General features: G+C 68.3%; 28 protein-coding genes. 9 read left to right on the top strand and 19 right to left on the bottom strand.

Translation table 11 applies throughout. The annotated features are described in order from the left end of the window. Window positions 1-519: 519 nt before the first annotated feature. The 4 genes from BJY22_RS25005 (at window position 520) to BJY22_RS24990 (ending at window position 2,604) form a co-directional block, all read left to right on the top strand. A complete protein-coding gene (locus tag BJY22_RS25005) occupies window positions 520-978 on the top strand; it encodes a DUF7144 family membrane protein (RefSeq protein ID WP_167210822.1) in 459 nt (152 codons plus the stop codon). Between the two features lie 21 nt (window positions 979-999). Continuing rightward, a complete protein-coding gene (locus BJY22_RS25000; protein ID WP_167210819.1) occupies window positions 1,000-1,572 on the top strand; it encodes an HdeD family acid-resistance protein in 573 nt (190 codons plus the stop codon). Window positions 1,573-1,732: 160 nt separating this feature from the next. Next, window positions 1,733-2,119 carry a hypothetical protein gene (locus BJY22_RS24995; RefSeq protein WP_167210816.1) on the top strand — a complete coding sequence of 129 codons (387 nt, stop codon included), beginning with the start codon at window positions 1,733-1,735 and terminating at the stop codon, window positions 2,117-2,119. A gap of 104 nt (window positions 2,120-2,223) precedes the next feature. Continuing rightward, entirely contained in the window at window positions 2,224-2,604 is a 381-nt protein-coding gene (locus BJY22_RS24990; protein WP_167210813.1) for an SHOCT domain-containing protein, read from the top strand. Window positions 2,605-2,736: 132 nt separating this feature from the next. Here BJY22_RS24990 and BJY22_RS24985 read toward each other — a convergent pair whose 3' ends face one another. After that, the gene (locus BJY22_RS24985; protein ID WP_238350452.1) at window positions 2,737-4,224 is read right to left on the bottom strand and encodes a DUF2252 domain-containing protein; all 1,488 of its coding nucleotides are present in this window, start codon (window positions 4,222-4,224) and stop codon (window positions 2,737-2,739) included. Window positions 4,225-4,369: 145 nt separating this feature from the next. On the opposite strand from BJY22_RS24985, the gene BJY22_RS42580 reads away from it, so the two are divergent. After that, window positions 4,370-4,906, top strand: coding sequence for a two pore domain potassium channel family protein (locus BJY22_RS42580; RefSeq protein ID WP_202891253.1), 537 nt, complete (start codon window positions 4,370-4,372; stop codon window positions 4,904-4,906). Between the two features lie 68 nt (window positions 4,907-4,974). Here the strand turns inward: BJY22_RS42580 and BJY22_RS24975 are convergent, their stop codons facing one another. From BJY22_RS24975 to BJY22_RS24955, 5 genes are all read right to left on the bottom strand, one after another. After that, a complete protein-coding gene (locus BJY22_RS24975) occupies window positions 4,975-6,564 on the bottom strand; it encodes an MFS transporter (RefSeq protein WP_167210810.1) in 1,590 nt (529 codons plus the stop codon). Window positions 6,565-6,642: 78 nt separating this feature from the next. Then, window positions 6,643-6,945, bottom strand: coding sequence for an SHOCT domain-containing protein (locus BJY22_RS24970; protein ID WP_167210807.1), 303 nt, complete (start codon window positions 6,943-6,945; stop codon window positions 6,643-6,645). Between the two features lie 10 nt (window positions 6,946-6,955). Beyond that, window positions 6,956-7,402: a DUF6325 family protein gene (locus tag BJY22_RS24965; RefSeq protein ID WP_167210804.1), complete on the bottom strand. Its 447-nt coding sequence runs from the start codon at window positions 7,400-7,402 to the stop codon at window positions 6,956-6,958. Between the two features lie 99 nt (window positions 7,403-7,501). After that, window positions 7,502-7,753 carry a hypothetical protein gene (locus tag BJY22_RS24960; protein WP_167210801.1) on the bottom strand — a complete coding sequence of 84 codons (252 nt, stop codon included), beginning with the start codon at window positions 7,751-7,753 and terminating at the stop codon, window positions 7,502-7,504. Beyond that, window positions 7,740-8,006, bottom strand: coding sequence for a hypothetical protein (locus tag BJY22_RS24955; RefSeq protein WP_167210798.1), 267 nt, complete (start codon window positions 8,004-8,006; stop codon window positions 7,740-7,742). The genes BJY22_RS24960 and BJY22_RS24955 overlap by 14 nt, the downstream gene beginning before the upstream one ends. A 376-nt stretch (window positions 8,007-8,382) precedes the next feature. Here BJY22_RS24955 and BJY22_RS24950 point away from each other — a divergent pair, with 376 nt between their 5' ends. Beyond that, complete coding sequence (locus BJY22_RS24950) at window positions 8,383-10,845, top strand: winged helix-turn-helix domain-containing protein (RefSeq protein WP_167210795.1); 2,463 nt, start codon at window positions 8,383-8,385, stop codon at window positions 10,843-10,845. 7 nt (window positions 10,846-10,852) lie between these two features. Here BJY22_RS24950 and BJY22_RS24945 read toward each other — a convergent pair whose 3' ends face one another. From BJY22_RS24945 to BJY22_RS24905, 9 genes are all read right to left on the bottom strand, one after another. Beyond that, window positions 10,853-11,350, bottom strand: a complete 498-nt coding sequence (locus tag BJY22_RS24945; RefSeq protein WP_167210792.1) for a DUF7144 family membrane protein — start codon at window positions 11,348-11,350, stop codon at window positions 10,853-10,855. Between the two features lie 2 nt (window positions 11,351-11,352). Further along, window positions 11,353-11,847 (bottom strand): RDD family protein, encoded by a 495-nt coding sequence (locus BJY22_RS24940; protein ID WP_167210789.1) that lies wholly within the window; start codon window positions 11,845-11,847, stop codon window positions 11,353-11,355. Beyond that, on the bottom strand, window positions 11,844-12,410 hold the full coding sequence (locus tag BJY22_RS24935) for a hypothetical protein (protein ID WP_167210786.1): 567 nt from the start codon (window positions 12,408-12,410) through the stop codon (window positions 11,844-11,846). The genes BJY22_RS24940 and BJY22_RS24935 overlap by 4 nt, the downstream gene beginning before the upstream one ends. Before the next feature lie 24 nt (window positions 12,411-12,434). Beyond that, entirely contained in the window at window positions 12,435-13,301 is an 867-nt protein-coding gene (locus BJY22_RS24930; RefSeq protein ID WP_167210783.1) for a YhjD/YihY/BrkB family envelope integrity protein, read from the bottom strand. 8 nt (window positions 13,302-13,309) lie between these two features. After that, entirely contained in the window at window positions 13,310-14,419 is a 1,110-nt protein-coding gene (locus tag BJY22_RS24925) for a hypothetical protein (RefSeq protein ID WP_167210780.1), read from the bottom strand. A gap of 1 nt (window position 14,420) precedes the next feature. Continuing rightward, window positions 14,421-16,067: a phospholipase D family protein gene (locus tag BJY22_RS24920; protein WP_238350451.1), complete on the bottom strand. Its 1,647-nt coding sequence runs from the start codon at window positions 16,065-16,067 to the stop codon at window positions 14,421-14,423. A 47-nt stretch (window positions 16,068-16,114) separates the two neighbouring features. Beyond that, window positions 16,115-18,142: a phage holin family protein gene (locus tag BJY22_RS24915; RefSeq protein ID WP_167210777.1), complete on the bottom strand. Its 2,028-nt coding sequence runs from the start codon at window positions 18,140-18,142 to the stop codon at window positions 16,115-16,117. 13 nt (window positions 18,143-18,155) lie between these two features. After that, window positions 18,156-18,566 (bottom strand): DUF7144 family membrane protein, encoded by a 411-nt coding sequence (locus BJY22_RS24910; protein ID WP_167210774.1) that lies wholly within the window; start codon window positions 18,564-18,566, stop codon window positions 18,156-18,158. 105 nt (window positions 18,567-18,671) lie between these two features. Continuing rightward, a complete protein-coding gene (locus tag BJY22_RS24905) occupies window positions 18,672-19,190 on the bottom strand; it encodes a hypothetical protein (RefSeq protein WP_167210771.1) in 519 nt (172 codons plus the stop codon). Window positions 19,191-19,385: 195 nt separating this feature from the next. Between BJY22_RS24905 and BJY22_RS24900 the strand changes: the two genes are divergently transcribed. The 3 genes from BJY22_RS24900 to BJY22_RS24890 are packed head-to-tail and all read left to right on the top strand — an operon-like array spanning window position 19,386 to window position 22,909. Beyond that, on the top strand, window positions 19,386-20,582 hold the full coding sequence (locus tag BJY22_RS24900) for an AI-2E family transporter (protein ID WP_167210768.1): 1,197 nt from the start codon (window positions 19,386-19,388) through the stop codon (window positions 20,580-20,582). A 10-nt stretch (window positions 20,583-20,592) separates the two neighbouring features. Further along, entirely contained in the window at window positions 20,593-21,204 is a 612-nt protein-coding gene (locus BJY22_RS24895) for a hypothetical protein (RefSeq protein ID WP_167210765.1), read from the top strand. Between the two features lie 16 nt (window positions 21,205-21,220). Continuing rightward, window positions 21,221-22,909 carry a SulP family inorganic anion transporter gene (locus BJY22_RS24890; RefSeq protein WP_167210762.1) on the top strand — a complete coding sequence of 563 codons (1,689 nt, stop codon included), beginning with the start codon at window positions 21,221-21,223 and terminating at the stop codon, window positions 22,907-22,909. A gap of 11 nt (window positions 22,910-22,920) precedes the next feature. Here BJY22_RS24890 and BJY22_RS24885 read toward each other — a convergent pair whose 3' ends face one another. The 4 genes from BJY22_RS24885 to BJY22_RS24870 all read right to left on the bottom strand — a co-directional run bounded on the left by BJY22_RS24885 (window position 22,921) and on the right by BJY22_RS24870 (window position 25,487). Next, window positions 22,921-23,379 (bottom strand): DUF6069 family protein, encoded by a 459-nt coding sequence (locus tag BJY22_RS24885; protein ID WP_167210759.1) that lies wholly within the window; start codon window positions 23,377-23,379, stop codon window positions 22,921-22,923. After that, window positions 23,376-23,897, bottom strand: coding sequence for a phosphatase PAP2 family protein (locus BJY22_RS24880; RefSeq protein ID WP_202891251.1), 522 nt, complete (start codon window positions 23,895-23,897; stop codon window positions 23,376-23,378). The genes BJY22_RS24885 and BJY22_RS24880 overlap by 4 nt, the downstream gene beginning before the upstream one ends. A gap of 70 nt (window positions 23,898-23,967) precedes the next feature. Continuing rightward, entirely contained in the window at window positions 23,968-24,189 is a 222-nt protein-coding gene (locus tag BJY22_RS24875) for an amphi-Trp domain-containing protein (RefSeq protein ID WP_202891250.1), read from the bottom strand. Then, window positions 24,189-25,487, bottom strand: a complete 1,299-nt coding sequence (locus BJY22_RS24870) for a diacylglycerol/lipid kinase family protein (protein ID WP_167210753.1) — start codon at window positions 25,485-25,487, stop codon at window positions 24,189-24,191. The genes BJY22_RS24875 and BJY22_RS24870 overlap by 1 nt, the downstream gene beginning before the upstream one ends. Between the last annotated feature and the right edge of the window lies 1 nt (window position 25,488).

Below are 25,488 nucleotides of genomic sequence, written 5' to 3'. Positions count from 1 at the left end.
ACGATCCCCCGGTGCGAACCATCGCGCCCGGATGCGCGATGTGAGTGCGGGGTTGGTGCCCGCAAAGATCAGCACGATCAAAACGCCGGCAAACCCTAACGCAGCAATCAGACCGATCGCGGCCGGTCCGACCAGCCCTGCGCCGAGCGCGGCACGAGCGGTCCTGGACGCAGCGGTCCGACCGTCGTCCCCTGACCAGATGGAGGTCCCGGCTGCGGCGGCCGACACTGCGAAGAGGACGGAACTGGTGATTGTGCCTGTCAGGCCCCATGTGACGATCAGGCAGAGGAGTCCAGTCCCGACGGCCACGGAGACACAACAGGACCAGACGAGCCGGCCCAGGCCCCGGGGGGTGACGGGATCAGGCCGATCGCCGCCGGACGACCGCTTCGTATCGCTCACGCTTCAGATGGTCGTACCGTCCCCGCCGCAAGGCCTCATCCTCTCCGGATGAGGCAGGTGAGGCCGGCTGGGCGAAGTCTGGAGGCGGTGATCCATCTTCGAGGGGAGAGACCGGACATGTCGCACTCCGCGAAGCCGGACGAGGCGGCCGGCGTCGCCCCGCCGGCACAGCCGCAGGGCGTACAACCCACGCAGATGTCGGGCTGGGTCGGCTGGATCGCCTTCGCCGGCGTGATGATGGCCCTGCTGGGCACGTTCCACGCGATGCAGGGACTCGTCGCGCTGTTCAAGGACGACTACTTCCTGGTCGAGCAGTCCGAGCTCACCATCCAGGTGGACTACACCGCCTGGGGCTGGATCCACATCGTCGGTGGCATCATCATCGCCGGTGCCGGTTTCGCGGTGTTCGCCGGGAAGATCTGGGCCCGCGCGATCGGCGTCGTCATGGCGATGGTGAGCGCGATCGTGAACATCGGCTTCCTCGCCGCCCACCCCATCTGGTCGGTCACCATGATCGCGATCGACATCCTGGTCATCTGGGCACTGACCGTCCACGGCCGCGAGATCACCGAGTAGCGCGCCCGGGAAGGTGACGACATGAACACGGATGCCGGCTGGAAAGTCCTGGTAGCTCGCGGGGTCATCGGCGTCGTCTTCGGGATCCTGGCCGTCGTCTGGCCCGTCTCGACGGTGACCGCACTGATGGTGTTGTGGGGAATCTGGGCGCTTGTGGAGGGCATCAGCTGCCTGGTGCAGGCGACCCGGCCGGAGACCACGGGACACCGGCTGGGGTCGGTCGTGCTGGGTGTGGTCGGACTGGTCGCCGCCTTCTTCGCGATCTTCAGCCCGCAGGTGACGGCGGAGACGCTGACCTGGATCGTCGGCATCTGGCTCGTCATCCGCGGTCTCTTCGAGGTGGTAGGAGCCTTCAGCAACAGCCTGCTGGCGCCACGCTGGCTGATCTTGCTGAGCGCGGCGTTGTCGATCCTGCTGGGTGTGTTCTTCGTCGCCAACCCGGGACGTGGCGCCGTCGGCATCGCGGTGCTGCTCGGGATCATCGCACTCGCCTGGGGCATCGTATTCGTCGCCGCGGGCCTGCTCATCCGCCGCGATCTCGCCACTCCAGCCCGCACCGAACCGGGCCACACTGCGCCCCCGACCTCAGGCTGATCACGATGGAGAACGCGCCGTGTGTTCGCGCGCGATCCGCGGCCGACAGCCGGTGGTACGAGGCTCTGAAGTAGACCGCGGGCGAGCATCCAGCGCCGGATCTTCTCTCGTCTTCCGACTGACTGGGACCGCCAGAGCGGCCGGAAAGGCGGCGATTGCTGTGCGCGACGACGAGCAGCCAGATGCACGGCCGGACGTCACCCCCAAAGCCTTGCCGAAGGGGGTCCAGGTCTTCATCGGTGGCCATTGGCTGAGCGCGACCGCTCACGCCACTCGCTATGGCCGCCGGGGGCAGCAGGTCCTCATCGACCACTACGGGAGGCTCGTCTGGGTCAGCGCGTCCCGGCTCCGCCCGTGGTCCGGCCGTGGCCCCTCCGGCCGGCGCCGGCCAGGCGTGTTCGCGGCGCAGCAGGAAGCCCGTCCCGACGAAGACCACACCCCCGCAGCGGGTGATGAGACCGACCCAGACCGCGATGCCGACTGCACCGCGGTGGGCGACGAAGAACATGCCCGGCAGGATCGACAGCGCGGCACTCACGAGCAGTAGCCAACGTGGTGTGCGCAGATCATCCCGGAGAGATGAAGACGGTCCAAGCGTGAGACGCCAGGGTTGATCAGACGCGCTTTCGCGCTCGGAGAAAGGACGCTGCAATGAGTTTTTGGGACATCGTGTGGTTCATCATCATCAGTTTCGCCTTCGTGGCGTACCTGATGATGTTGTTCTCGATCCTGAGGGATCTGTTCAGCGACCGGGACCTCTCCGGCTTCGCCAAGGCGATCTGGCTCGTCGGCCTGCTCTTCCTGCCGTTCCTTTCGGCGATGGTCTACGTCATCGCGCGCGGTAGGGGGATGGCAGACCGGACGATGGCCAGCCACGTCGCTGCCCAGGAGCAGCAGGAGGCCTACATCAAGCAGGTCGCGAGCTCGGCCAGTCCTACCGACCAGATCGCCCAGGCCAGCGCAATGCTCGACAAGGGCACCATCTCGCAGTCGGAGTTCGAGGCCCTCAAGGCGAAGGCGCTGGCGGTCTGATCGGTCACCGCAGCGGAGGAAGCTCCGCGATCAGCGAGCTTGCCGAGGTACGGCGACTGATGGAGTGGGTGGCCCGACTCGAGAGTGAGCGGGCCGCCCGCGCCGGTCGACCACCGGCGATGGTGCAATTGACTACAGCCCGCTCTCAGCCTCCAGGCGGCCGCTCTTGATGGCATCCAGGAACACCTGGTAATCGCGTTCGTTCTGGTCGGCGTACGCCTCGGCGTACTCGACCATCGCTTCGGGAAACGCGTCGTCGCTGTTGAGGTACGTCGTCAGGGCGATCCGGTCGCCTGACACGGCATGCGCCCTGGCCAGCGTCCAGCCGCACAGCCGGCCGTGCATCGTCATGCCGCGCGGGTCCATCTTCTCCACCACGGCGCCCTTCATGTCCCGCAACTGCCGGACGTAGAAGTCGCGGGTCTGTCCGTCGATGCCTTCGACGCGCTGCCAGCCGAGGAAGATGTCGCTGGCTGCCTGCGTCAGACCTTGACCCACCACTACGCGCTCCCCTTCGTTGCGGTGTGCGGACCGCCGCCTGAGGACGGTGGGCACCTTCGACCTGAGCACCGAAGGCCCGGCCTCCTTGACCTGCAGGAAGAGCGGATCACCGTCGTCTCTTCCACGCAGAAGCACGATCCAGCACCGGGTGCCAACGCTACCCACCCCGATCACCTTCCAGGCCATGTCGGCAAACTCGAACTGGTCGAGCAGTATCCGCCGCTCGTTCGGCAGGGACCGGCGGTAGAGGTTCATCAGCCCCCTGATCGCGGTCTCGAGCTCTTCCCGGCCGGGGTCCGGCAGAAGGTCAGCGATCGGCACGATCAACGGCGGATCGGCCTTGATCCGGACCCCGTCGTCGGTGATCTCGGCGAGCTTGGTGACGGCTTTGAGGCTTCCGCTGCCGTGCGCCTTCAGCAAGCTCTGGTCAATCGTCTTGCGTCGGCTCGAGCTCAGCTTGTTTCGCAGCGTTTGCTCGACCTCATCGACGTCGGCGCGGGCGTACCAGACGTCGAGAGTTCGCATGGTCCCGAAGTCGGCACTGGCATCGCGATAGCGCCGTACCGTCTCCAGCACACACGTGCGCCGCTCTTTCCGCGAGAACCCGTTCCCCCGGCCGGCGACCGTCAGGCTCGCGGCGAGTCGTTTGACGTCCCATTCCCAGGGACCAGCGATCGTCTCGTCGAAGTCGTTGAGGTCGAAGAGCAGCCGCCGTTCGGGAGATGCGAAGACTCCGAAGTTCGACAGGTGGGCATCCCCGCACAGCTGAACCCCGAGGCCGGACACGGGAGCCGCGCCGAGGTCGGTGGCCATCCCGAGGGCGTTGCCCCGGAAGAAGGCAAAGGGCGACATCGTCATTCTGCCGTGCCGGACTGGGACGAGCTCCGGAACGAGGGACCGCGCCTGCTCCTCGAGCAGCGCGACAGGATCCGGACGATCCGAGGGCAGTACCAGCTCCGCCTGCGCTCGCGGCGGCAGGGCGGCCCGCGCTGCGAGTCCCAGGCGGGCGCGTTCGGCCGGAGCGAGATGAGGGACGGCGCGCGCCGACTGTCCGTTGGGCCGAGACGACTTCGTGGCTCGCGTGGTCCGTGCCGTCAGCATCGTGTTCGCTGCGCTCATGCTGCGCTCCCCCTCCCGTCATGGTCGAGTCGCGCCCCTTGAGACTCTGATCCGTGGAGGGTGCCAGCAAACACCGGGGGTCGGCCGGCCAGCATCACCCTCGCCGGATGAACCGGCCGCGCGGTGTCCAGGCTTGACTGGATCTGTGAGAGGCACCGAGATCGACTACCAGCAGCTCCCGCCGAGGACCCGACGCCGCCTCGCCACGATGTCGCTGCTGCGTTCCCTGGTGGTGTCCGCGGTCATCGTCGCCGGCTATTTCCTCCTTCCCATGCGCCTCGACGGGGCGTTGGCTGTAGTAGCCCTGGTCGGCGGGCTTGCCGTCGTGGGGCTCGTGCTGGGATGGCAGATCCTCGACACTTCCCGCTCCCCCTACCCCCGGATCAGGGCGATCGGCGCGCTGGCGACCTCCGTGCCCCTGTTCCTCGCGGTTTTCGCCACGGCGTACTTCCTGATGAGCCAGGCCCAGCCGGCGACCTTCTCCGAGCCGTTGAGTCGGCTCGATGCGGCGTACTTCACCGTGACCGTGTTCGCGACCGTCGGCTTCGGCGACATCGTGGCCGTGGCAGGAGCAGCCCGCGCGATCGCGACGGTGCAGATGGTCGGTGACCTTCTCATCGTCGGTCTGGTCGCTCGCTCGCTCTTCGGTGCCGTGCAGCACAACCTCAGCCATCGGGAGTGATACAGCGGGGCCGGACGGTATGACGTGACGCCGTCGTGGTGGCGGAGTTGCGGGCCAGGCGCGACCGCTCAGTCCGTCACATCGAGATCACCTGGCGACGGCGGATCCTTCAGCCGCACCATCCGGAAAGAATTCACCAGCCCGACGAGACCGGCGAGGATCGGTATGCCGAGCGCCACTTGCAGGGCGATCGGTCTCGCCTCCGTGTTGATCCGGACGATCTCCTCCCGAACCTCCGGCGGCTGCTTGGCCAGCAGGTCCTCGAGTGCGGTGTTGCTCATCACTTCCGCATCATGTTCCAGTGCGTCGGCGACCTGCTCCTGTTGGGCCGGTTGAAGGACGGTGCTCGATTCCGCCTGGTTGGTGAAGGTGAACGAGAGCGTCGCGAGCAGGATGGCACCCGCGAACGCCAGACCGAAGGACAAGCCGAACGAGCCCGCCGCCGAATTGACTCCGGCCGCCTCGCTGACACGTTCCTGCGAGATCGGCGACAAGGTGTAGTTGTTGAGCTGGGACACGAGCAGGCCCAGCCCTACCCCCGCGAGTATCAGAGGCGCGACGAGGGCCCAGCCGGACCCAGCCCTGGGCACTATCGGGATCAGCACCACCAGGCCCGTGGTCAAGAGCACGAATCCCCACCTGATGATGCTGCTCGGGCGTCGCCTTCCCGCCTTCTTCTCCGCGAGGATCGCCATCCCGAACATGCTGAGCGAGAGCGGCGCCAGGGTGAGCCCGGCCCCCATCGCGTTGTACTCGAGAACCATCTGGAGATAGATCGGCAGCGCGATCATGATGCCGCCCAGCGCGATCTGCTGGAGCATCTGCTGGGAGATGCCCAACTTGAAGACGGCGGAGCTGAAAAGGGCCGGGTCGATGAGGGTCGGCTCACCCCGGCGCTTGCGCCGCACCAGCCAATAGCCGAACGCCGCGAGCCCGACGACGCCGATGCCCAGGAGCAGGCCGACGAATTCGCCGCCTTCCTGCCACACCAGGATGCCCAGCACGACGCCGCCCATCCCCAGGACCGAAAAGATGGCACCGACCACGTCCACCCGCCGGGATCCCGAGTACGGCACGTCATGGATGAGGCCCCGGCCGACGAACACGACCGCGATCACCGCGACCTCGAGCAGAAACCCTACCCGCCAGGACAGGTAGGTGGTGATGACGCCGCCGAGCAGCGGTCCGACCGCGGCAGCCAGCGCAGCGGCAGCCCCGACCATGGCGTAGGCCTTCGTCTGAGCCGCTCCGTCGAAGTTGCCGTGGATCAGGGACTGCATGGCGGGCAGCAGCAGCGACGCCCCGATGCCACCTACCACTGCCCAGAAGATGATGATCGCCGTCAGGCTCTGAGCCAGCACCATCGCCGAGGCGCCGATTGCGTAACCGCTCAATCCCAGCAGGTACGCACGCTTGCGGCCGATGAGGTCACCGACTTTGCTTCCGATCAGGATGAATGCCGCGGAGACCAGCGCCTCGAGCGCGATCGCGGACTGGACGCCGCTCACTGTCGTGTCCAGATCCTCGACCACGGCAGAGATCGAGACGTTCATCAACGAGGTGTCCACGACCAGCACGAACATCGCCATCGCCAGGAGGATGGCGAGCCGCGGGCTGGCCCTGGTCCCGGCCGGAACCCCACTCACTTCCTCGCTCATGGCAGCCGTTCCTGTCTGTCGGGCCACTGATCAGGAGATGGGTGGCGTGCGTCCCGGAGTGTCCCGTGCGGCAGCGGTTCAGCCGGCCAGAATCTTGGCCTTCTGCGCCTGAAACTCCGCCTCGGTGAGAACACCCGACTGCTTCAGTTCGCCCAGGCTCTTCAGCTGTGCCAAGCGGTCGGAAGTGTCCGGCGGCAGCGGTGCGGCAGGTTCCGGCGGCGGTGCGGTCTGTTCCGCGTAGGCCTCGTCACGTTTCGCAGCCGTCTCGGCGTCGCGCTGAGCGAACTTGGCGTCTTGACGCCGTTGTATCCGGCCATGGACCGCCGTTGCGGTGCCCGCAACGGCAGCGGTCTTCGCCAAGCCTCGCAACAGTCCAGGCATAGCAGACTCCTCAATTCGTCGGTTCCAGAGATTCCAGGGCGTCCAGTACTTCCATCACGTCCTGCGCCGGAATGCGCCCGCCGGCGATCATCTGGCCGCCGGACTCCATGGCCGCTGCGACGAACGGAACCGCCCAGGTGTTCTCGTAGACGATCAGCGCCGCCATAGTGCCCGGCTGCATCGCGCCGGCGACCTCCCGGAGGTCGTCTTCGGCGAGGATTCCGGTCCGGGCACCATCGAGTTCCGCGAAACCGCCGGCCTGACCTGACGATGTGGCGAGATCAACCAGATAGACGGAGCCGTTGGCGTCCTTGCCGACCACCATCACGTCGTACACGTGGACGATGCCGCGATCGACGAGCCTCACGAGTTCCTCGGCCGCTCGACCAGTCAGCCTGTTGCCGGTGAACTCCAGGAGTACGTAGTCGATGGGTCCATGAACTTCTGCAGCTGGCATGACTCGTCATCCTCCCCAAGGATCTTGGCGACCCTTCGTCCCTGTTCGTCTCCACAGTGCCGTCGCCCGGTTGCGGCGTCATCACCCGCGCGGGATGACTCAGGCCGGCAGGCCGGCGGAGACCGCGACTTCCCACGGCGTGACCTGCCGGATGCTCAGGATCATCAGACCCGCGGCCTGGAGCATCGCGGCAAGGTCCGCGATGCCCTCGTCGCCAACGACCCGCAACCGAAAGGCTCCGGACGTCTCGTGATGAGCCAGCGGTCCGGCGCAGAAGGCGAGAATGGGTGGCCTCAGCTCGCCCTGAACGACGACTTGGTACGACGGGTCGCCCCGCTCATGTGGATTCATCGTCTCCCCTGCCCGAATCATTCTCGATCGACTCTGCCGATGCGGAGGTAGGGTCCAGGATCCGGCGAACCTCGACGACCTCGATGCCGAGGGCGCGCAGTCTGGCCAGCAGACCGTAGAGCGCCGACTGGTCCGGGATGCTGTAGACGACGGTGTTCACCTGGTCGACAGCCAGGGTCACCGCGCCCATGTCCAGGAGGTCTTGTTCGGGTACGGCGCCCGCCACGCGGATCTCGTACGTCGCGTCGACCATCGAACCCACTCCGTTCCCAAACGTGTGCGTTCGACGCTCGCAAAGGTCGGGAGCCAGGGCTTCATCCCTGCGGGGTGATCCCCGGGGCCCGTGCGCATCGCGCAATCTCGAAGAGTTCGGCCATCGGACACAAAACGCTGGTTTTATTGGGAATTCCGTGATTTCTTCGAAGGTGCGACTCGACACGCCCTGGCCCCAGGCGGTCGATGACGCCGCACACCGCTAGGAGGGGGAAATGCCAGGTGATCATTTCACCGGGGCGGACGGGGGACGCATCAATTCACCGGATGCACCGTTCGAACCGCGGCTGTCATCCAGCGCCAAGACCTCGGGGGTCCCATCGGGAACAGTCCCGCGGCCGCGGCTTCTCGACCGTGTGAACCTAGGTGTTCGCACCCCGCTCACGCTGATCAGTGCGCCTGCGGGCTTCGGCAAGACGATGCTGCTGGAGTCATGGGCAGCGCACTACCCCGGACCGTCCGTGGTCAAGCGAGTCGTTATTGATACCACCAACGACCATTCCGCGGGCGTGGAGTTCCTGCGCGACAGCACGCAGCGGGGCGATCACGATGTGCTACTGCTGGTGGACTGCGGCGACCTCGCGATGACGCCGGAGTTCGGTCAGCGCCTCCATCGCCTCATCCGCGGCAACGCCGGACGCGTCCGGGTCGTCCTGGTGACGCGTTCCGACCCGCCGCTCCCCCTGCACCTTTATCGGCTGTCGGGCACCGTTGTCGAGATCCGGGCCGCTGAGCTGGCCTTCACGATCGACGAGGCCGCAACGCTGATGCGCCGGCACAGGCTCGATCTGACTGATTCGGAAGTCGCCGAACTCGTGGCCCGGACCGGCGGCTGGCCGGCCGGCTTGATGTTCGCGGCCATGAACCTGGCCGGCAAGACCGACTCGGCGCGGGTCATCCGCGAGTTCCGCGGAGACGCCGGCAACGTGGCGGCGTACCTGATGACCGAGGTACTCGACGCGCAGCCCCCGGAGCTCCGCGAGTTCCTGCTCCGGACCTGTGTCGTCGACGAGGTCCGGCCGGCGCTGGCCGAGGCACTCACCGGGCGCGTGTGCGACCTTCGGTCGTTGCAGTTCATCTCCCATGGGAACGCATTCATCCTGCCTGTTCCGGGGACGGCGGACTGCTACACCTACCAGCCTCTTTTTCGCGAGTTCCTTCGCGCCCAACTCTTGTCCGAGAGCCCTGAGGCCGCCCCTGAACTGCACCGCGCTGCCGCGGCCTGGTTTGCCCAGAACGACCAGCCGTTGGAGGCGATCCACCACGCCATCACGGCCGGCGACTGGTCGCACGCGGCCCGGTATCTGGTGCGGCAACTCGATTTCGCCGGTCTCCTCGTCGGGCGCCGGCGTCGGCAGCTGACAAGGTTGTTCGCCGGCCTTCCCGACGATCTGAACGGTTCCGATGCCGCGATCGTCAGAGCCGCCCGGGCACTGGCCGCGTTCGATGTCGGCCGCTGTACGTCGGAACTGGGCAAAGCCAGGGCATGGCTCGACTACCCGATGACCGCTCGAGGCCAGGCGATCGAGCTGGCCATCAGCCTGCTGCACGCGGTCTGCGCGAGCCTCAGGGAGGATACCGAGGCCGGACTGGCCGCCGTCCTGTCCGCGGAAGCTCAGCTGAGAGCGGCATCGCCGGATCTCGCCACCGCGCATCCGGAACTGAGGCTGCTGGTCGCCGGCTGCAAGGGCCGCGTGCTTCTCCAGCGCGGAGACTTCGCGTCGGCCTTGGCAGCTTTCACCGAAGGTATCGCGATCGCGGAAGAGGCCGATGCTCATGAGTCTCTGGCCGACTTCCTCGGTATGGCCGCGCTGGTGGAAGCGGTCTGGGGACATCTACGACGCGCCGGGGAGGTCATCGCGCAGGCGGCCGCGCTGGCGGAGTCGGGGGCGCACCTGTCTCAATCCGCGATCGTGGCCGAGGCCTGGGTAGATACCGAACAGGGCGATCTGCCCAGCGCCGAAGATCTGGTGCAGCGTGCCGCGAAGGCCGCTCACACCCACGACGCGCGAGTTGTGACTGCCGCACTCGCTCTGGTTCGGGCCAGGCTGCTGCGGGCGGGCGGCGACATCGCTCTCGCTGCCGCCGAGTTGCGGGCCGCGCGCAGCAGCTACGGCACGCAAGGCGGCTGGCTCGGCCAGGCCCTGGTCGTCGACGAGGCGAAGCTGCTCGTCGCACAACACCAGCCGCAGGAGGCCATCACGGTGATCGAGCAGTCCCAGGGTCGCGACCAGACCGGGTCGCTCCTGGTGCTGCAGCGAGCAGCCGCCGAGTCCGGCGAACGCTTGCCCGCCCTGCCAACCCTGGCCACACATCACATGGTCCCACTCGAAACCCAGGTGGACGGCTGGCTGGTCCAAGCCGCGGCCTCGATCAGAAGCAGGGACAGCGGACGCAGTGGGATCTGTCTGGAACGCGCGCTCAGACTTGCTGCTCCCGAGCATCTCCGCCGTCCGTTCGCGGAGGCGCCGCCGTCTGTGCGTACGCTGCTCGAGCCGACCGGTGATGTGCTGAGGCGGCACCCATGGCTCCGCGCGCCGGATCCTCGAGTTCGCGACCGCACCTCGGCCGATCGCTGGGCGGCGCCACGGCCTGAGTTGGTCGTCACCGCCTCGTTGACCAGCAAGGAGCACGAGGTGCTCGAGTACCTCGCCGAACTGCTGACCACCGAGGAGATCGCCAGCACCATGTACGTCTCCGTCAACACAGTTCGGAGCCATGTGCGGAGCATTCTGCGCAAGCTGAGCGCGTCGCGCCGGAACGAGGCCGTACGGCGGGCGTGGGAGTTGGGGCTGCTGCCCTCTCGCCCGGAGGTCTGATCCGGCCTCAGTACGGAATTACGCCGGCCTCATCCCCGGTCCGCACCTCGCGACCATGGAAGGTCAGTGCCCAGATCACCAGGATGTCGAAGGCGATCATGATCGTGCACCAGATCGGATAGGCCGCGAGGAACCCGGCGTTCACCAGAACACTGACGACGGCGAGAATCACACCGACGATCCGAGCCCACAGTTGACCGAGGAGCAGACAGAACCCCGCCGCACAGACTACCGCCCCGACGGCCAACTGCACCCAGCCCCACACCGTGTAGTCGACCTGGATCGCCAGTCTGTTCTTGCCGACCAGGTAGTACCCATCGCTGAGCAAGGCAATGAGCCCCTGGAAGGCGTGGAAGAAGCCGAGAATGATCATCATCAAGGCGGCGAAGATGATCGGGCCGGCCCAGCCTCGCCGCTCCAGCCCCGGCAGGCGTACGCCGGACTCCGTCGATGGCTGCGGTGCCTGATGCCTCGGCGTCGCCGCCGGCCGGTCGGTGTCCGCCATCGTCAACTCCTCATCGTGATCTGTCCGGGCCGCCAGTCGTAGATGACTGACGTACGCAGGGCGAGGTCCTGCAGTGAACTGTGGTGACGGCCACCGGCACACAACAGCAGACCGAGCGGGAACAGGGCACAGAAGACGGCCCGCAGCAACGCGACGACCGGCCGCACCCGTCCCCCATGACGACCGACCACCCGTAGTCCCATGACGTGACAGCCGTATGTCCGTCCGGTGGTCGCCCATGCGACGCAGAGGTAGACGACGAGCACCAGCAGCGCCGTCGCCACACTGGGCAGCGGCGATGCCTCACTGAACTGGAAACCCCGTGGATTGACGAGGAACCTCAGCCCGTTGACGGCCAGATAGCCGGCCAGCACCGCTACCACCACGACGACGCCGTCGATGACACCGGCGAGCGATCGGGTGACCAGGCCCGCCCGTCGTCCCTGGTACGGCTGGGCCTCCCGCGGGACGATCGACACGTGCTCGTCCGTTCTCATGGTTGCGCGGGCGTCATCCCGGGATCTGTCCGGCCGCGCCGCAGCCTGAGCCGAGCCACCACCCGGCCCACGGCCTCATCGCCGGAGATGCCCTGCAGGCGTACGCCGCGGACGGTGTCGGACGCAACCGATCCGGTGGACTGCCGGATGATCTCGGAGAGATCGACCTCCGCGATGACCCCCTCGGCCAATCCGGCCATGTCGATCCGCTTCAGTACCTCTGCTGCCACCGCAGGAACCATCCGGTCCAGCACGACCGACAGTTGATGCTCCAGCTCTGCACGTCCTCGGCCGCCACGCCGGGCCAGACCTGCCAGCCAGGTGGCTGCTTGGTACCGCTCCGCCAGCATCGGGGGCCGCAGGATCACGACGGCGACCGGGCCGAGGGCTCCCCCGACCCGCCGCCCGACCGGGCTGAGAGCTCCCCCGACCCGGCGCCCGACCGACTGCGCGGCGGCCGCTGCCAGCACAGAGGCCCCGACTGCCGCGTCGAGCACGAGGATCGCGTCCCGGCTCGGCGGAGGCGCGTCAGGCGGGTTTTCGGACTGCTCTGAAGTACCCACGCGACCATGCTCCCTCCGGCTGCCCTAGGCCGCCTCATCCTTGCTGGGGGAAATCAACTGACCGGGGCCGGCATCAGCTCCCAGCCACGAACGCACCTGGCGGGCGAGCCTGCCCTGGCTGCGGTCGAATTCCGCGCCGATCACGGTCGCGACGACCAGGATCAGCGAAATGCACAGCAGCCAGCCGACCAGCGCCAGGGTGACGCCGAAGAGGCCGTACCGCGCGCTGTTGGTCTCCATCATCCGCGGCATGTAGACAGTGGAGGCGCTGCTGTACGCGGCGGCGCAGAGGCTCGCTATCACGCCAGAGGGCACCAGCCGTCGCCAGTGGACCCGGCCGTCGAGCAGCAGCCACGGAACGCAGATCCACAGCACCACCCCGGTCAGGACCGAGGCCGTGACGCTGAGCAGCCAGTCCAACGGCAGCGGCCGCACCGCTGAGCGTGCCAGGGACAGCAAAGCGATCTGCAGCAGCAAGGCACCCAGGCCGACAAACGTCGTGAGCCTGCCACGAACGCCCCCGACAGCATCGAGCTGCCAGGCGTCCTGGTAGAGCCGCTGCACCCGGCGGGCGAGCGACATCGCCGAGAAGACCAAGATCACCACGCTCAGTACTCCGATGCTCGATCCGCCCACCGGCCGCGCGAACACCTCTCTGACCGCCTCGGCGGCGTTGCCGCTCAGCTCGAACCGCCGGACGAATCCCTGCGCGACGACGTCGCGGCGGTTCGCCGGAGCGAGCGTCGAGACCAGGAGAAGCAGGGGTATGAGCGCCGTCAGCGCCTGCGAGGCGATCACCATCGCCCGGTCCACACCGCGCAAGGCCAGGAATGAGCCGGCACACCGGCCCGGGAACGTGTGCTCCAGCCGCTGGGCGATCGTGGTGAACATCTGATGCGTCAGTGTTCCGCTCCTGTCTGACCGGACGCGGCGGCGTCGCGCTTCGCCGCGGCCGCGCGGTACTCGCTGACCGGGTGGTACCGGTCGTAGAGCATCGTCAGAATGCTCAGCAGGAAGACGAAGAACAACGTGTCGGTCAGCTGCAGGTCGTTGCCCCGCCGCGACAGCAGCAGATCCGCGAGGACCACCAGTCCGACGTTGCTCGCGAAGACGACCGCGAACGAGACCGCGGCCGAGTCCCACCAGTAGCCGCGCCTGGCCGACCAGAGGCCGATCGCGGAGTTGAGCACCACGAAGACGGCGATGCCGAAGAAGAGTTCGAGATCGTTTGCCTCGACGCCCGGCAGCACCTGTCCGTAGATCACGCTGATCAGCCCGACCAGGAAGATCTTCTCCACCGCCGCCAGGTCGAAGACCTTGCGGTGCGCGACCCGGTACGCGGCCCGCTCGTGCGCTTCGTCGATCTCGACCGGCAGCAGGTCGGCACGGAACCGCAACGGCCAGTCGGCCGGCCGGAGCCGGGGACGGACGACGAACCACACGACCGCCAGCAGCGCGAGACCGGCGATCACCAGGGCCGGGAGGAACCACGGGACGTCCCGGATCGTGTCCGTCAGGTCCAGCTGGGCGATGTGGATCCAGTACTCCTGCGGCAGCTTGACGAAGATCCAGATCGCCCCGGCCACCAGCACCCAGAACGTGAGCGCGTAGCGGAGCGGATTCCGCCGGCTGCGAACCGCCTCGTAGGCGATGAAGTAGTACTCGAAGGTGTTCGGGAACAACAGCAGTAGCCACCGGGCGCCGGCGAGTTCGAAAGCCACCACGCCGACCTGCCGGTAGAAGAACAGGAAGCGGCTGACCCGGACCGCCGGCTGGTTGGTCCAGTTGCGCAGGCTGGCCAGGTACGCGATCGCCAGGTAGAACACGTCCATCGCCTTGTCATAGCTCTGGTAGTTCGGCGGGTCGAACCCGAACGTCTGGAAGATCGTCTGGTCGACACCGTCGAGCAGAAGACAGGCGACGATCGCCGGCAAGGGGAACAGCGGGATCAGCAGCGGCAGCGCGAAGCGCGCCAGGACCACACTCCAGAAGACGATCTCGGCACTCATGTCAGAACTCCCCGCGCCGGCGCATCCCGCGAGGCCGGCCGTCGGGGTCGTAGATCAGCCGATAGAGCGGTTCCGCCCACAGTGCCTGGAAACGGCTCACTCGTTGCGTCACGTGCGGGCGGATCTGTCCGGGTGGGCGCTCGCCCTTGCTGCCCCTGGCGTACCAGGCTTCCAGATCCGCGGCGGTGCGCTGCCACAGGTCGAAGGCCGCCGCCGGGTCCAGCCGCGTCATACTGTGACACGGCCGGCCGAGATGCTCCGACCACACCTCCATCCGCAGGTCCCGCGCAAGCCGAAGGGAGCCCTCGGCAACGAACACCCGGTCGTCGGGGGTCGCGTCCAGGACGGCGCAGGTGAGTTCACTGTCACAGGTCCAGGAGCGCCGGTTGAAGTTGTCCGAGCCGCAGGTGAACCACACGTCGTCGACGATGCAGATCTTCGCGTGCACGTAGATGGGCGACCCAGCGGCGTTCTCAAGGTTGTAGACCCCGACGCGTTCGGGCGCGATCCGCCGCAGCATCCGCACCGCGCGCAGCTGTCCGAAGCGTGCCGGGGGGCCGCTCAGCGCGCCGTCGGCATCCGGGTACCGCGGCACGACGATGATCACGCGGAGTTCTGGCGACCGCTCGAGGGCATCGTGGATCCCTTGCGCGATCAGCTCGGACCACAGGTACTGGTCCTCGAGATAGATCAGCGTCCGGGCGTTGCCGAACGCCTTGCGATAGGCCCGGGCGATGCTCCGCTCCCCCGCGGGTGCGAACGGATAGCCGGGATGCTTGTAGGCATACGTACGCAGCACCTGTACGGCGTGCGGCCCGGCCGGCGGTGGATCGGGGAACATCTCGGTCAGCGGTTTCGGATGACGGGGCATCCGGGCGAGACGTTGCACGACCATCCGGTACGGCGTCCGCCGGTCCAGCGGATGGCGGTCGTCCCATCGCTCGACGAAGGTGCGGAGGAGGTCACCGACGACCGGTCCCCGCAACTCCAGCGCGGCATCATGCCACGGCGTGCGGGCGCCGTACCGGGGATCCATCGGCGCCTGCTGTGGATCCCCGAGGTGCTCGCGGTCGTCGCGGCGCTGGTGTGACAGGTCGATGCCGCCGACGTACGCGACATCGCGCTCCGGTTCGCCGCGATGCCGGATGACGAACAGTTTCTGGTGATGCGAGGACATCCGTCGTACCCGCTGGTCGAGCAGCACCTCGGCGCCGGCCTCGTTCAGCTCCGTCCCGAGCCGCCGGTTCTCCCGTGCGTTGAACTGCAGGTGGTCCGAGTGCGATCGCCAGAGCAAAGCCCGGACCTCGATCCCCGCTCGCGCCAGGTCGCACAGCACGGCTCCGATCGTCGGACCCTCGGGCAACAGCAACTGATCGGCGTCGCCACGCCAATCGGTGAAGTAGACGTGGTCGCCGGCACGCAGCGCACACAGCTCCTCGTACAGACGACGGAAGTAGGTCGCCCCGTGAATCAGCGGACGGACCAGGTTGCCCTCGGCCCAGGACCCGTCCACGTCCCCCATCCGGTCGATGTCGGTGCCGGGATTGCCGCGCTCGTCCGGACGAAGGAACCACTGACCGGTGCTGTGGTCGATCATCGTCACGTCCTCCCCGTCGAGTGTTGCTTCCCGGCCGCTGAGGTTGCTCATCCGCTGTGGGTGAATCTTCCCGGGTGTCTCCCGCCGGCGCCGGCATCTCAGACATCCGCCGCGTCGCGCGCGATCCCGCTTCGCTGTCCGAGCTGTTCGAGATAGCCGACGAGCACGCGGTGGAGTTCATGCGCTCCGCGGATCGGCTGGTCCGGGATCAGCAGGTCCGGCGGGGCCAGCAGCAGTGCCCGCCCCTGCCATCCGCCGAGTCCGCCGTGAGACCCGACGAGGCCCTCGAACGCGGAAACCTCACCGGTGTCCCGGCCGACGGCGCTGTTGACGTAGAGATCGGGAGCCTCCGGCATCGAAACCGCTCGCAGCAGGTCCGCGGAAATCTGTGGTCCGAACAACTCCAGCGGGTCGTCGCCGGTCACCGTCGCGTCGGAGAGCCGGTGCACGCCGGTCGGCCCGACGGCCAGGGGCCCGTGCTCGGCACTCAGGACCGCAACGAAACCGACCCCGTCGTGATTGACCAGCCCCGGGATGAGCGCCGGCCAGCGATCGTTGATGTCCTCCATCGTCAGCCGGCGTTCCTCGGCGGCGTACACCAGGCCGAGGTTGCCCGACCCGAGAACCACCAGCTCCGAGCCGGCGGTCACCGCAGGCGGTGCCGAGCGGCGCTCGACGCGCAGCGCGGCGTCGTGGGCGGCCCGCTGCCTGCTGGTCCCACCGCCGGACAGGTCGGCCAGGAGGCCGTTCAAGCGACCCCAGCCCTCGACCGCCTGCTCGACGGCTTCGACCCGCGCCGCGGTCAGCTGCGAACAGACCGTGGAGAGGTCGACCCCGTAGCGATCGGCGAAGATCGCTCCCTGGGACTGACCGTGGTCGGACAGGATGACCAACCGGTACGGTCGCGGTGCCGCCGCGGCGACCGCCTCCAGGCACTCGAGCACATGATCGAGCCGATCCAGTGCGTCCAAGGATTCCGGTCGCAACGCGCCGGCGTGATGAGCCACCTCGTCGTAGTCGACATAGTCGACGTACACGGACCGCGTCCCACGGATCATCTCCTCCGCCACCAGCGCCGTGTTGAGGTCCCGCAGCACGACGTTGGTCACCGCACGCATTCCGGCGAAGAGCCAGCCACGGTGACCGCGCGGGCGAACGTCGCGGCGCCGTTGCCGCCGCGCTTCGAACCTCTCCCGGGCGATCTCGGCGACCGCGCCGAAAACGCTGCCGGCGAACCCGTCGGGCCTGGCCAGGTACCAGGCGACGCGGCGACGGGTATCGGCAGAACCACGCTTGAGCTCCAGCTTGCTCATCGTCAGCAGCGACCGCTCGGCGTCACCGCTGAACAGATTCGAGATACTCACGCCGCCGTCCGCCAGCAGGCCGCGGCCGTCGGAGGCGCGGCGCTCGATCTCGGCGGCGTCGGCGGCCCGGTTCGCCACCAGCACGCGTCCGAGCACCCGGTCGTACCACCGGAACGCGGGTACTCCGTCGATGCGGCCGTGCAGAATTCCCAACTGGCTTGCCGGTGTGGTCGGCGGCAGCACCGGCGTCCACTCCACCAGGCGATACCCACGTTCGCGGATCCACCGCCCCGCGGTGGGAAGCGTTGCCGCCAGCAACTGCCAGCGCAGCACCGGGAAGGGCACACCGTCCAGCTGGACGAAGATGACGCCCGGAGCCTCGGGATCGTCGACCGGCCGACGCTGCTTTCGCGTCCGCCGTACCAAGGCCGCCGTGAAGGCCTCAGGCGTGCCGGACGTACACATCCACGCCACGATCGTCGTCGCGGCCGCCGCGATCCAGGCAGCGGCGAGCACGACCCAGAACGACTCCGCCTCGACCCCCGGGATCAGCGAGAGCGCCAGCGAAAGGATCACGGCCTGTCCGAGCACCGCCATCAGGAGCACGGCCAGCCATCCGATCGCCGCGCTCATGGCGACCAGCACCGGGCGCACCAGCGCACCGACCAGCAACGCTGCCGCGGCCGACGCGAGCAACTGCGGGAACGACGAGAACCCGAGACCGGGCAGCACGGCGGCCGCGAAGGCCAGGGCCAGGACCGAGGTGACAAAGGTGGCGACGATCCGGCCGACATCGCCGGTGCGGACCAGCGGCGTGGACACGACAGCCGGACCGTCAGGCGCGGAGCGCGCGCGGACGCGTCAGCGCCCAGATGACCCAGACATCGAGCGCGATCAGCAGCAGCGACCAGAACGGCGCGTAGGGGATGAAGAAGAAGTTGTCGACCGCACTCAGCACCGTCAGGAAGACAGCGATCACCCCTGCCCAGACTGCCCGGCTGAACAGTCCGATGCCGGTCGCGACGAGCGCCAGGCCCAGGATCAGGTGGATCCACCCCCAGGCGGTGATGTCCAGATCGAAGGCGTAACCCCGGACGCGCACGAAGTACTCGTCGTCGATGATCGCGGCGAACCCGGCGATCGCCTGGAAGGCACCGATCATCAGCAGCATGGTGGCGGCGAACGCGACTCCGGTCATCGCCCAGCCCGACTCGGCCTGCGGGTCGATCGTGCGTTTGTCGGTCATCTGGGCACACCCTCCTGTTCATCCCTCGACGGACGTCGAGTGCCCGTCGACAGTAGGACCGCGGGGATCGGTGGCGCGTCACCCTTGGCGGACGACGTACCGGCCTCAGTGCGTCAAGGCAGCCTTCAGCACGACGATCACCAGGCCGAGGATCAGGTTCACGACGCCCGCGGCGACCATGCGCCCTCTGGTGGCGCCGGCACGGGCGGCGACGTACAACGCCCATCCGAGCTGCGACCCCACCGCCACCAGCAGAGCCAGCCAGGCAGCGCCGGCGTCCGACATGCCGAGAAGCACGCCCACGCCGACCGCCGTCGCGGGAGGTACGGCGGCCTGCACGATCGGCCAGTCCTGTCGGGCCACGGCGCGGAACCTCCGTGCGGACGGGAGCAATCCCGACGATCGCTCCCCGACCAGGTGGGCATAGACATGGGACAGCCAGAACACCACGCCGGTCGCGAGCAGAAGTGCGATCAACTCACCCGGGTGGGGAGGTTCTTGCCCCGGGCCGGTGCCGGCGACGACCGACGCCGCCAGCAGCGACCCGTAGATCGCGCCCGCGTAGTCGGACGGCTGCCGCTCCTGGCTCGGGCTCACCGGGTCGACCATCGGTCCCTCGCTCATCCAGTCTCCTTCGCAGGGCCGCTCCACCTCGTCTCCGGCCCCGAGGGCAGCCTGCCGCGGTGACGGTCCCGGCCGCCTCACCCCGACCGGATGACGCGGTCTCCGGTGTCTGGATCATCCGGCCAGGATGATGCTGCCCGCGACGATCTGAGCGATCTTCGAAGCCGGGTGTGTCGGGAGAGGGAGGTTGCGACGATGTCCGCAGGCTCCACGGAGTCCCGCGACGGCCGGGCGCCGGCCGCCGACCCACCGCCTACCGCCGACTCACCGCCCGCTCCCGACTCACCGCCTGCCCCCTGGGCGCTCCCGCGCGGAGTCGTCGTTCTGCTCGGGACCGCAGCCGCGGTCCTGACGGCCGCTGGAGTACGCAGCTTCTCCGACATCGTCGGACCCGTCTTCCTCGCCCTCGTACTGACGATCGCCGCGAGTCCACTGCGCCGGCTGCTGGTCAGGCGAGGAGTCAAGGGGTGGATTGCCGCACTGATCGCACTCGTGGTCGTGAACGTCTTCCTGCTGGGAGTGGCGGCGGCGCTGGCCTACTCGGTCGCCAAGCTGGCGAGCCTGCTGCCCACCTATCAGGACCAGTTCGCCGACATCGTCGACGATGCCCGCGGCTGGCTGGCCGACCGTGGCGTGGGCGACGAGCAACTCCAGGCCGCCCTGCAGGGGCTCGACCTCGCGAGGTTCCTCGACGTGCTGCAGGGCTGGCTCAACGGACTTCTCGGGATCTTCTCGGACCTCGCCCTCATCGTCGTCGTCTTGTTCTTCATGGGCATCGATGCCGCCCACTTCACGGACCGCGTGCGCGAGGCGGCGCGGGCCAGGCCGGACATCACCGGTGCCCTGACCGGCTTCGCGCGTGGTACGACGCGCTACCTGGTCGTCTCCACCGTCTTCGGGCTGATCGTCGCCGTGTTCGACGTCGGGGTCCTCTACCTGCTGGACATCCCGCTGCCCTGGCTGTGGGGCCTGCTCGCCCTGATCACCAACTACATCCCGAACGTCGGATTCTTCATCGGGGTGATCCCGCCCGCCCTGCTGGGACTCCTCGACCAGGGCTGGGCGACCTTGGTGTGGGTGATCGTGGCCTACAGCGTCATCAACTTCATCATCCAGTCGATCATCCAGCCGAAGATCGTCGGCGAGGCGGTCGGCCTGTCCACGACACTCACCTTCCTGTCCCTCGTCTTCTGGGCCTGGATCCTCGGCCCGATGGGCGCCGTCCTGGCCATCCCGCTCTCGCTGCTGGTGAAGGCCCTGCTCCTGGACGCCGATCCCTGCACCCGCTGGATGGGCGGCCTCATCTCCGGTGACCCACTCCCGGAGGACGCCCCAACCGAGACCTCGGCGGACCTCCCCCCTGCCGAAGTCACCACCGAACACGTCGGATAGGGGAATCGCCATGTGGCGCGACGTACTGCTGCACGAGTTCCAGGACCACAGCATCCGGTCCTTTCAAGGCCTGCCTGGCAGCTTGTCGTCAGGCTCGCCGGCGCTGAGCCCTGCCGAGGGCACCGTGCTGATCGCGCCAGGACGCAGTCTCCGCTACGTCCTCGACACACCGCTTGTCGATGTGATCGGGGTCAGCTGCCTGGTGCGATTCAAGCACCCTGGACCGGTCGACAGTTCGTCGCGGATCATCGGCCTCGGGGACGCGTTCGACCTGAGGCTCGAGCGGTTGACCACGTTCCAGGCCCTGGTCCGGATCCGGCTGCACGGGGCCTGGCACGACATCGGCCAGCTGCCGAATCCCAGTACGCGCTTCGCGGAACTGAGATTCGACTGGCATACGAGCGGAAAGACCTACCTTCGCGTGGACGGGCGACTCGTCGGCTATCACGATGCTCTGAGCCGAGGTTCCCGGCTCACCATCGAGGACGTCACCTTCGGCTCTCCGGAGTCGCTCCCCACCTCGTCCGACCCGCGCTATCAGCTTCGCGAGTTCTTCGTCCGCGCCCTGACCCGCCGCACGCGCTGGCCGCGTCGACGCCCGGCAGACGTGCGCAGGCCGTGACGTCAGGGAGACGGGCGTGAGCGCTCGTCCTGTACTTCGGTGGCTGTGGTCGATCCGGCCGGAGCGACAGCACCTACGCGCCGACGTGATCGCCGGTGTGCCCGGAGCGATCAGCAGCGTTCCCAACGGGATGGCGTCCGCGGCACTCATCGGCGTGAACCCGATCCACGGCCTCTATGCGAGCTTCGCCGGTCCGGTCGCCGGCGGATTCGCGACGAGCAGCCAGCTGATGGTGGTCACCACGACCACGGCCGCGGCCCTGGCCGCCGGATCGGCCCTGGAGGGCGTGGACGCCGCGGATCGGCCGCAGGCCCTGCTGCTGTTGACGATCATCGCCGGCCTGGTGATGATCGCGGCCGGCGTCGCGCGGCTGGGGCGTTACACCCGCTTCGTGTCGCACTCGGTCATGACCGGCTTCCTCACCGGGATCTCGGTCAACATCCTTCTCAGCCAGTTGCCTGGCCTCACCGGCGCGTACGCCGCCGGAGAACTCGCCGTCGCGAAGGCAGTGGACCTGGTCTTCCATCCCGCCCGGATCGACGTCCCATCACTGCTCGCGGGGCTGGCCGCGCTCGGTATCCTCATCGGCCTGTCCCGGACCCGGCTGGCGGCGGTGAGTGCCTTGGTGGCGCTGGCCGTCCCGACGGCAGGCCTGGTCATCGCCGGTGCCGGCAGTGTGACCCTGGTGCGGGACACCGGAGAGATTCCTCGCGGGATTCCGCTGCCGCAACTGCCGGACCTCGGCCAGCTGTCGTTTCCCTTGGTCACCGGGGCTCTGGCTGTCGCGGCCATCATCCTCGTCCAGGGCAGCGGTGTCGCCGAAGCGGCACCGAACCGGGACGGCACGCCCTCGAACGCGAACCGGGACTTCGTTGCCCAGGGCATCGGCAGCGTCGCGGCCGGCTTCTTCCGCGGTCAGCCGGTCGGCGGCTCGCTCGGCCAGACCGCACTGAACCGGACGGTCGGCGGCCGCACCAGGTGGGCGGCGATCTGTTCAGGTCTCTGGATGATCGTGATCCTGGTCGCCTGCTCCAGAGTGATCGGGCTCGTCGCCATGCCCACGCTGGCGGCCGTTCTCGTCTACGCGGCCGCCAAGTCGCTCCGGCCAGGTGCGTTCATGGCGATCCTGCGCACCGGCCCCACCTCTCAGATCGCGGTCGTCACAACCTTCTGCGCAACCCTCTTCTTGCCGGTCTCCGCCGCGGTCGGCATCGGTGTGTCGCTGTCGCTCCTGCTGCAGCTCAACCAGGAGGCCATGGACCTCAAGGTCGTCCAGCTGACACCCGTCGTCGGTGGCCGGTGGACCGAACACGCGGCTCCCGAGAAGTTGCCCAGCTACCAGGCGACCGTCCTCGACGTCTACGGGAGCCTGCTCTACGCCGGCTCCCGCACCCTGCGAGTCAGGCTGCCGGACCCGGCCGGCGCCGAGGCGCCAACCGTCGTACTGCGACTACGCGGCCGAACGGCTGTCGGCGCAACGTTCGTCAAGGTCATGGCCGACTACGCCGCCGCACTGAACGCTGTCGGCGGCCGGTTGTACCTCAGCGGAGTCGACCACGCAGTCGCCGAGCTGCTGCGTCGTACCGAACGGCCGGACCTTACCGAACCGATCGGCGTCTTCGAGGCGACCGAGTTGCTCGGGGAATCGACCGGGCAGGCCCTGCGGGAGGCGGAGGCCTGGGCGGTCCGGCGCCGACCGCTGTGACCGGCCGCGGCTCAGCGCTCGATACGGCGGTCCCGCGTCGCCGCCCGCGCTGCTCCGCTCAGCAGCATGCCGATGGCGATCCCGACCGCGACGTTGATCAAGGCCGTCGCAATCTTCGATGACGTCGAGCCGCCGGCGGCGAACGGAGCAACCGCGCCCGCGAACGTGGCCAGCGTCATGATCCAGCCGAAGAACCGCAACGGCCGGGGCGTGGAGATCAGCAACAGCTGCAGCAGGCCGGTCGCCACCAGCGCCGCGAGAGCGCAGTACGCCGAGTACTTCGCCGTGTCCGCGTCTCCCCAGGTGCCCTCGCCCTGGGGCGCGAGAACGGGTACGTCGAAGACGCCGCGGGCGAGCAGGATGCCGACGAGCGCGATCAGCCCGGCGACCACCGCCGTGGCGGCACCGCCGGCCCAGAGCCGGCCGGCGGCGACGGCGCTCGCACCGCCTTGCGTGGGTTGAACTGTCATGACGTCTGCTCCTTGTCATTCGGCGGCGATGGTGGCCAGCGGCGGAGCGCCAGCCGTGCGGCCAATCGCCCGAACAGCGCACCGACAGTTGCCCCGACCAGAACGTCGCTCGGGTAGTGCACGCCGGTGTACACGCGAGAGAACGCGACGGCCGACGCAGCCACCCGTAGCGTCGGCCGGAGCGCGGGCAGGACACCTCCGACGGCGACGGCGAAGGCCACAGCCGAGGCGGAGTGTCCGGACGGAAAGGATCCCGACGAGGGCATCCGCACCCACCGCTGCGCCGGAACGCCGAGGCCGTACCGGTCGGGCCGGAGGCGTTCACCCACGGCCTTCTTCAGAGGCTGGTTCACCACCAGGGACGCTGCCCCGATCGCCGTCAGCCCCGCGACCGCAGCCTGCCGGCCCCGTGCACCACCGACCAGCGTCAGTGCGCCCGCGACCAGGAGCCACGGCTTGGAGAAGTTGGCGAAGTCGGACAGCTGCCGCAGCGGTTCGTCAAGGACCGGCATGGACATGCGCGCCACCGACCGGTACACCGCACGGTCGTAAGCAGCGAGACGCCCCGGTGGGTCGGTCACGCGACCGTCACCACGTGAGCTCGATCTCGAGCTCGCTCTCGCCGTCCCCGATCTCGAACTCGAGCTTCCAGTGCACCTCGTCGGGAACATGCACCTTGACCCGCAGGCCGCCTCGGTCGAACTCGACGTCGTTCTCCTTGGCGAGTGTGTCGGCAAGAGCGTGCAAGCGCGCCGCGGCGGCCTCTCGGCTCAGCAGCACCTTCTCCTTGACCTCGATCAGATCCACCATTACGGCCTCCTAGCGGTCGAACTTGCTGATTCCCGGTCCCGGCCGAAGACGATGCGCACCAGCTCGGCCAGTCCGTCACGGATGCCCTCGGGAGCCATCGCCGCCGGCGAGGAGCCCGGGTGCTGGTGCGCGATCCGCACCCGGAGAACTCCGGGCCGGATCCGAAACAGCAGCGGCGCGTCCAGTACGAGCGCCTCCCCGTCGACGCCGGCCGGCAGGGGGCGATCGGCATCGACCTCGAACGACAGCGCGGACCACTCGCGCCAGGGTCGCTGAAGGCGGCTCTGCTCGCCGTCCGCGGGCGCCCCCAGGACGGTGATACCGAGCAGGCCGTCGTCGATGCGCGGACGGGTGCCGGATCCCACCGCACGACCGAGGCGGTAGCGGTTGTTCGAGACGAGTACGGCGGCACCCCCGCGATGATCGTGCCCGCCGGGGCCGGTCCAGCGCATGTCGAGATCGCTGCCACTGTCACCGAGCGCGTCGGGCACGGTGTCGAGCAGGGTGCGGATCTTGGCCGCGCGGTAACCGGTGCGCTGGACTGCTTCGGCGTACAGACCGAGTGAGACGTTGTTGACGAACACGCGGCCGTTGACCTCGGCGAGGTCCACCAACCGCTCGCCGCCGTCGACGAACGCGTCCAGGGCACCGACGACGTCGTTACGGTCGACACCGAGGTCGAGCGCGAAGTGGTTGCGCGTGCCGGCGGGCACGCAGGCGTAGGGCAGCGAGTACTCGGCGGCGATCGCGGCGACGATCGCCTGCGAGCCGTCCCCACCGGCCATCGCGAGTCCGTCAGCGCCCCGCGCGACCGCGCCGCGGACCAGGGTTTCGAGGTCGTCCCCACGCTTCAGCTCGATCGGCTCGATCCCGCGGTCGCGCGCTTCCTTGGCGAGCGCGAAGCGTTCCGCCTTCCCCCCACCCGAGAGCGGGTTGTAGAACAGCACCGGATGCTCCGGCGCCGTCGCCCGCGGCAGCTCCACGTGGACAGCAAAACTGGCACGTACCGCTGCCAGAGTGACCAGGAGCCCGACCACGACGAGAAGATCGACGCCGAACTTCCCACCCAGGACAATCAAGACCACGGCACCGACGAGCGCCACCCCCGCGATGTACAGCCCCGCCGTCCGCGCGAACCCTCGCCGCAGTGCGCCGTACCAGGCCGAAACGCCGGCGATCAGCACACAACCCAACAGACCAAGCCCACGCGGGAACTCACTCACCGACACCACGACGCCGAGCACAACCGTCGCAGCCCCGACCAGCAACGCTGTAACCGCCGCAATCCGCCGCCTCATG

Source organism: Kribbella shirazensis (genome assembly GCF_011761605.1).
In the GTDB taxonomy this organism is placed as follows: Bacteria; Actinomycetota; Actinomycetes; order Propionibacteriales; family Kribbellaceae; genus Kribbella; species Kribbella shirazensis.
Note: the sequence above shows the minus strand (reverse complement) of the source record. Positions and strands in the feature narration are given on the sequence as shown.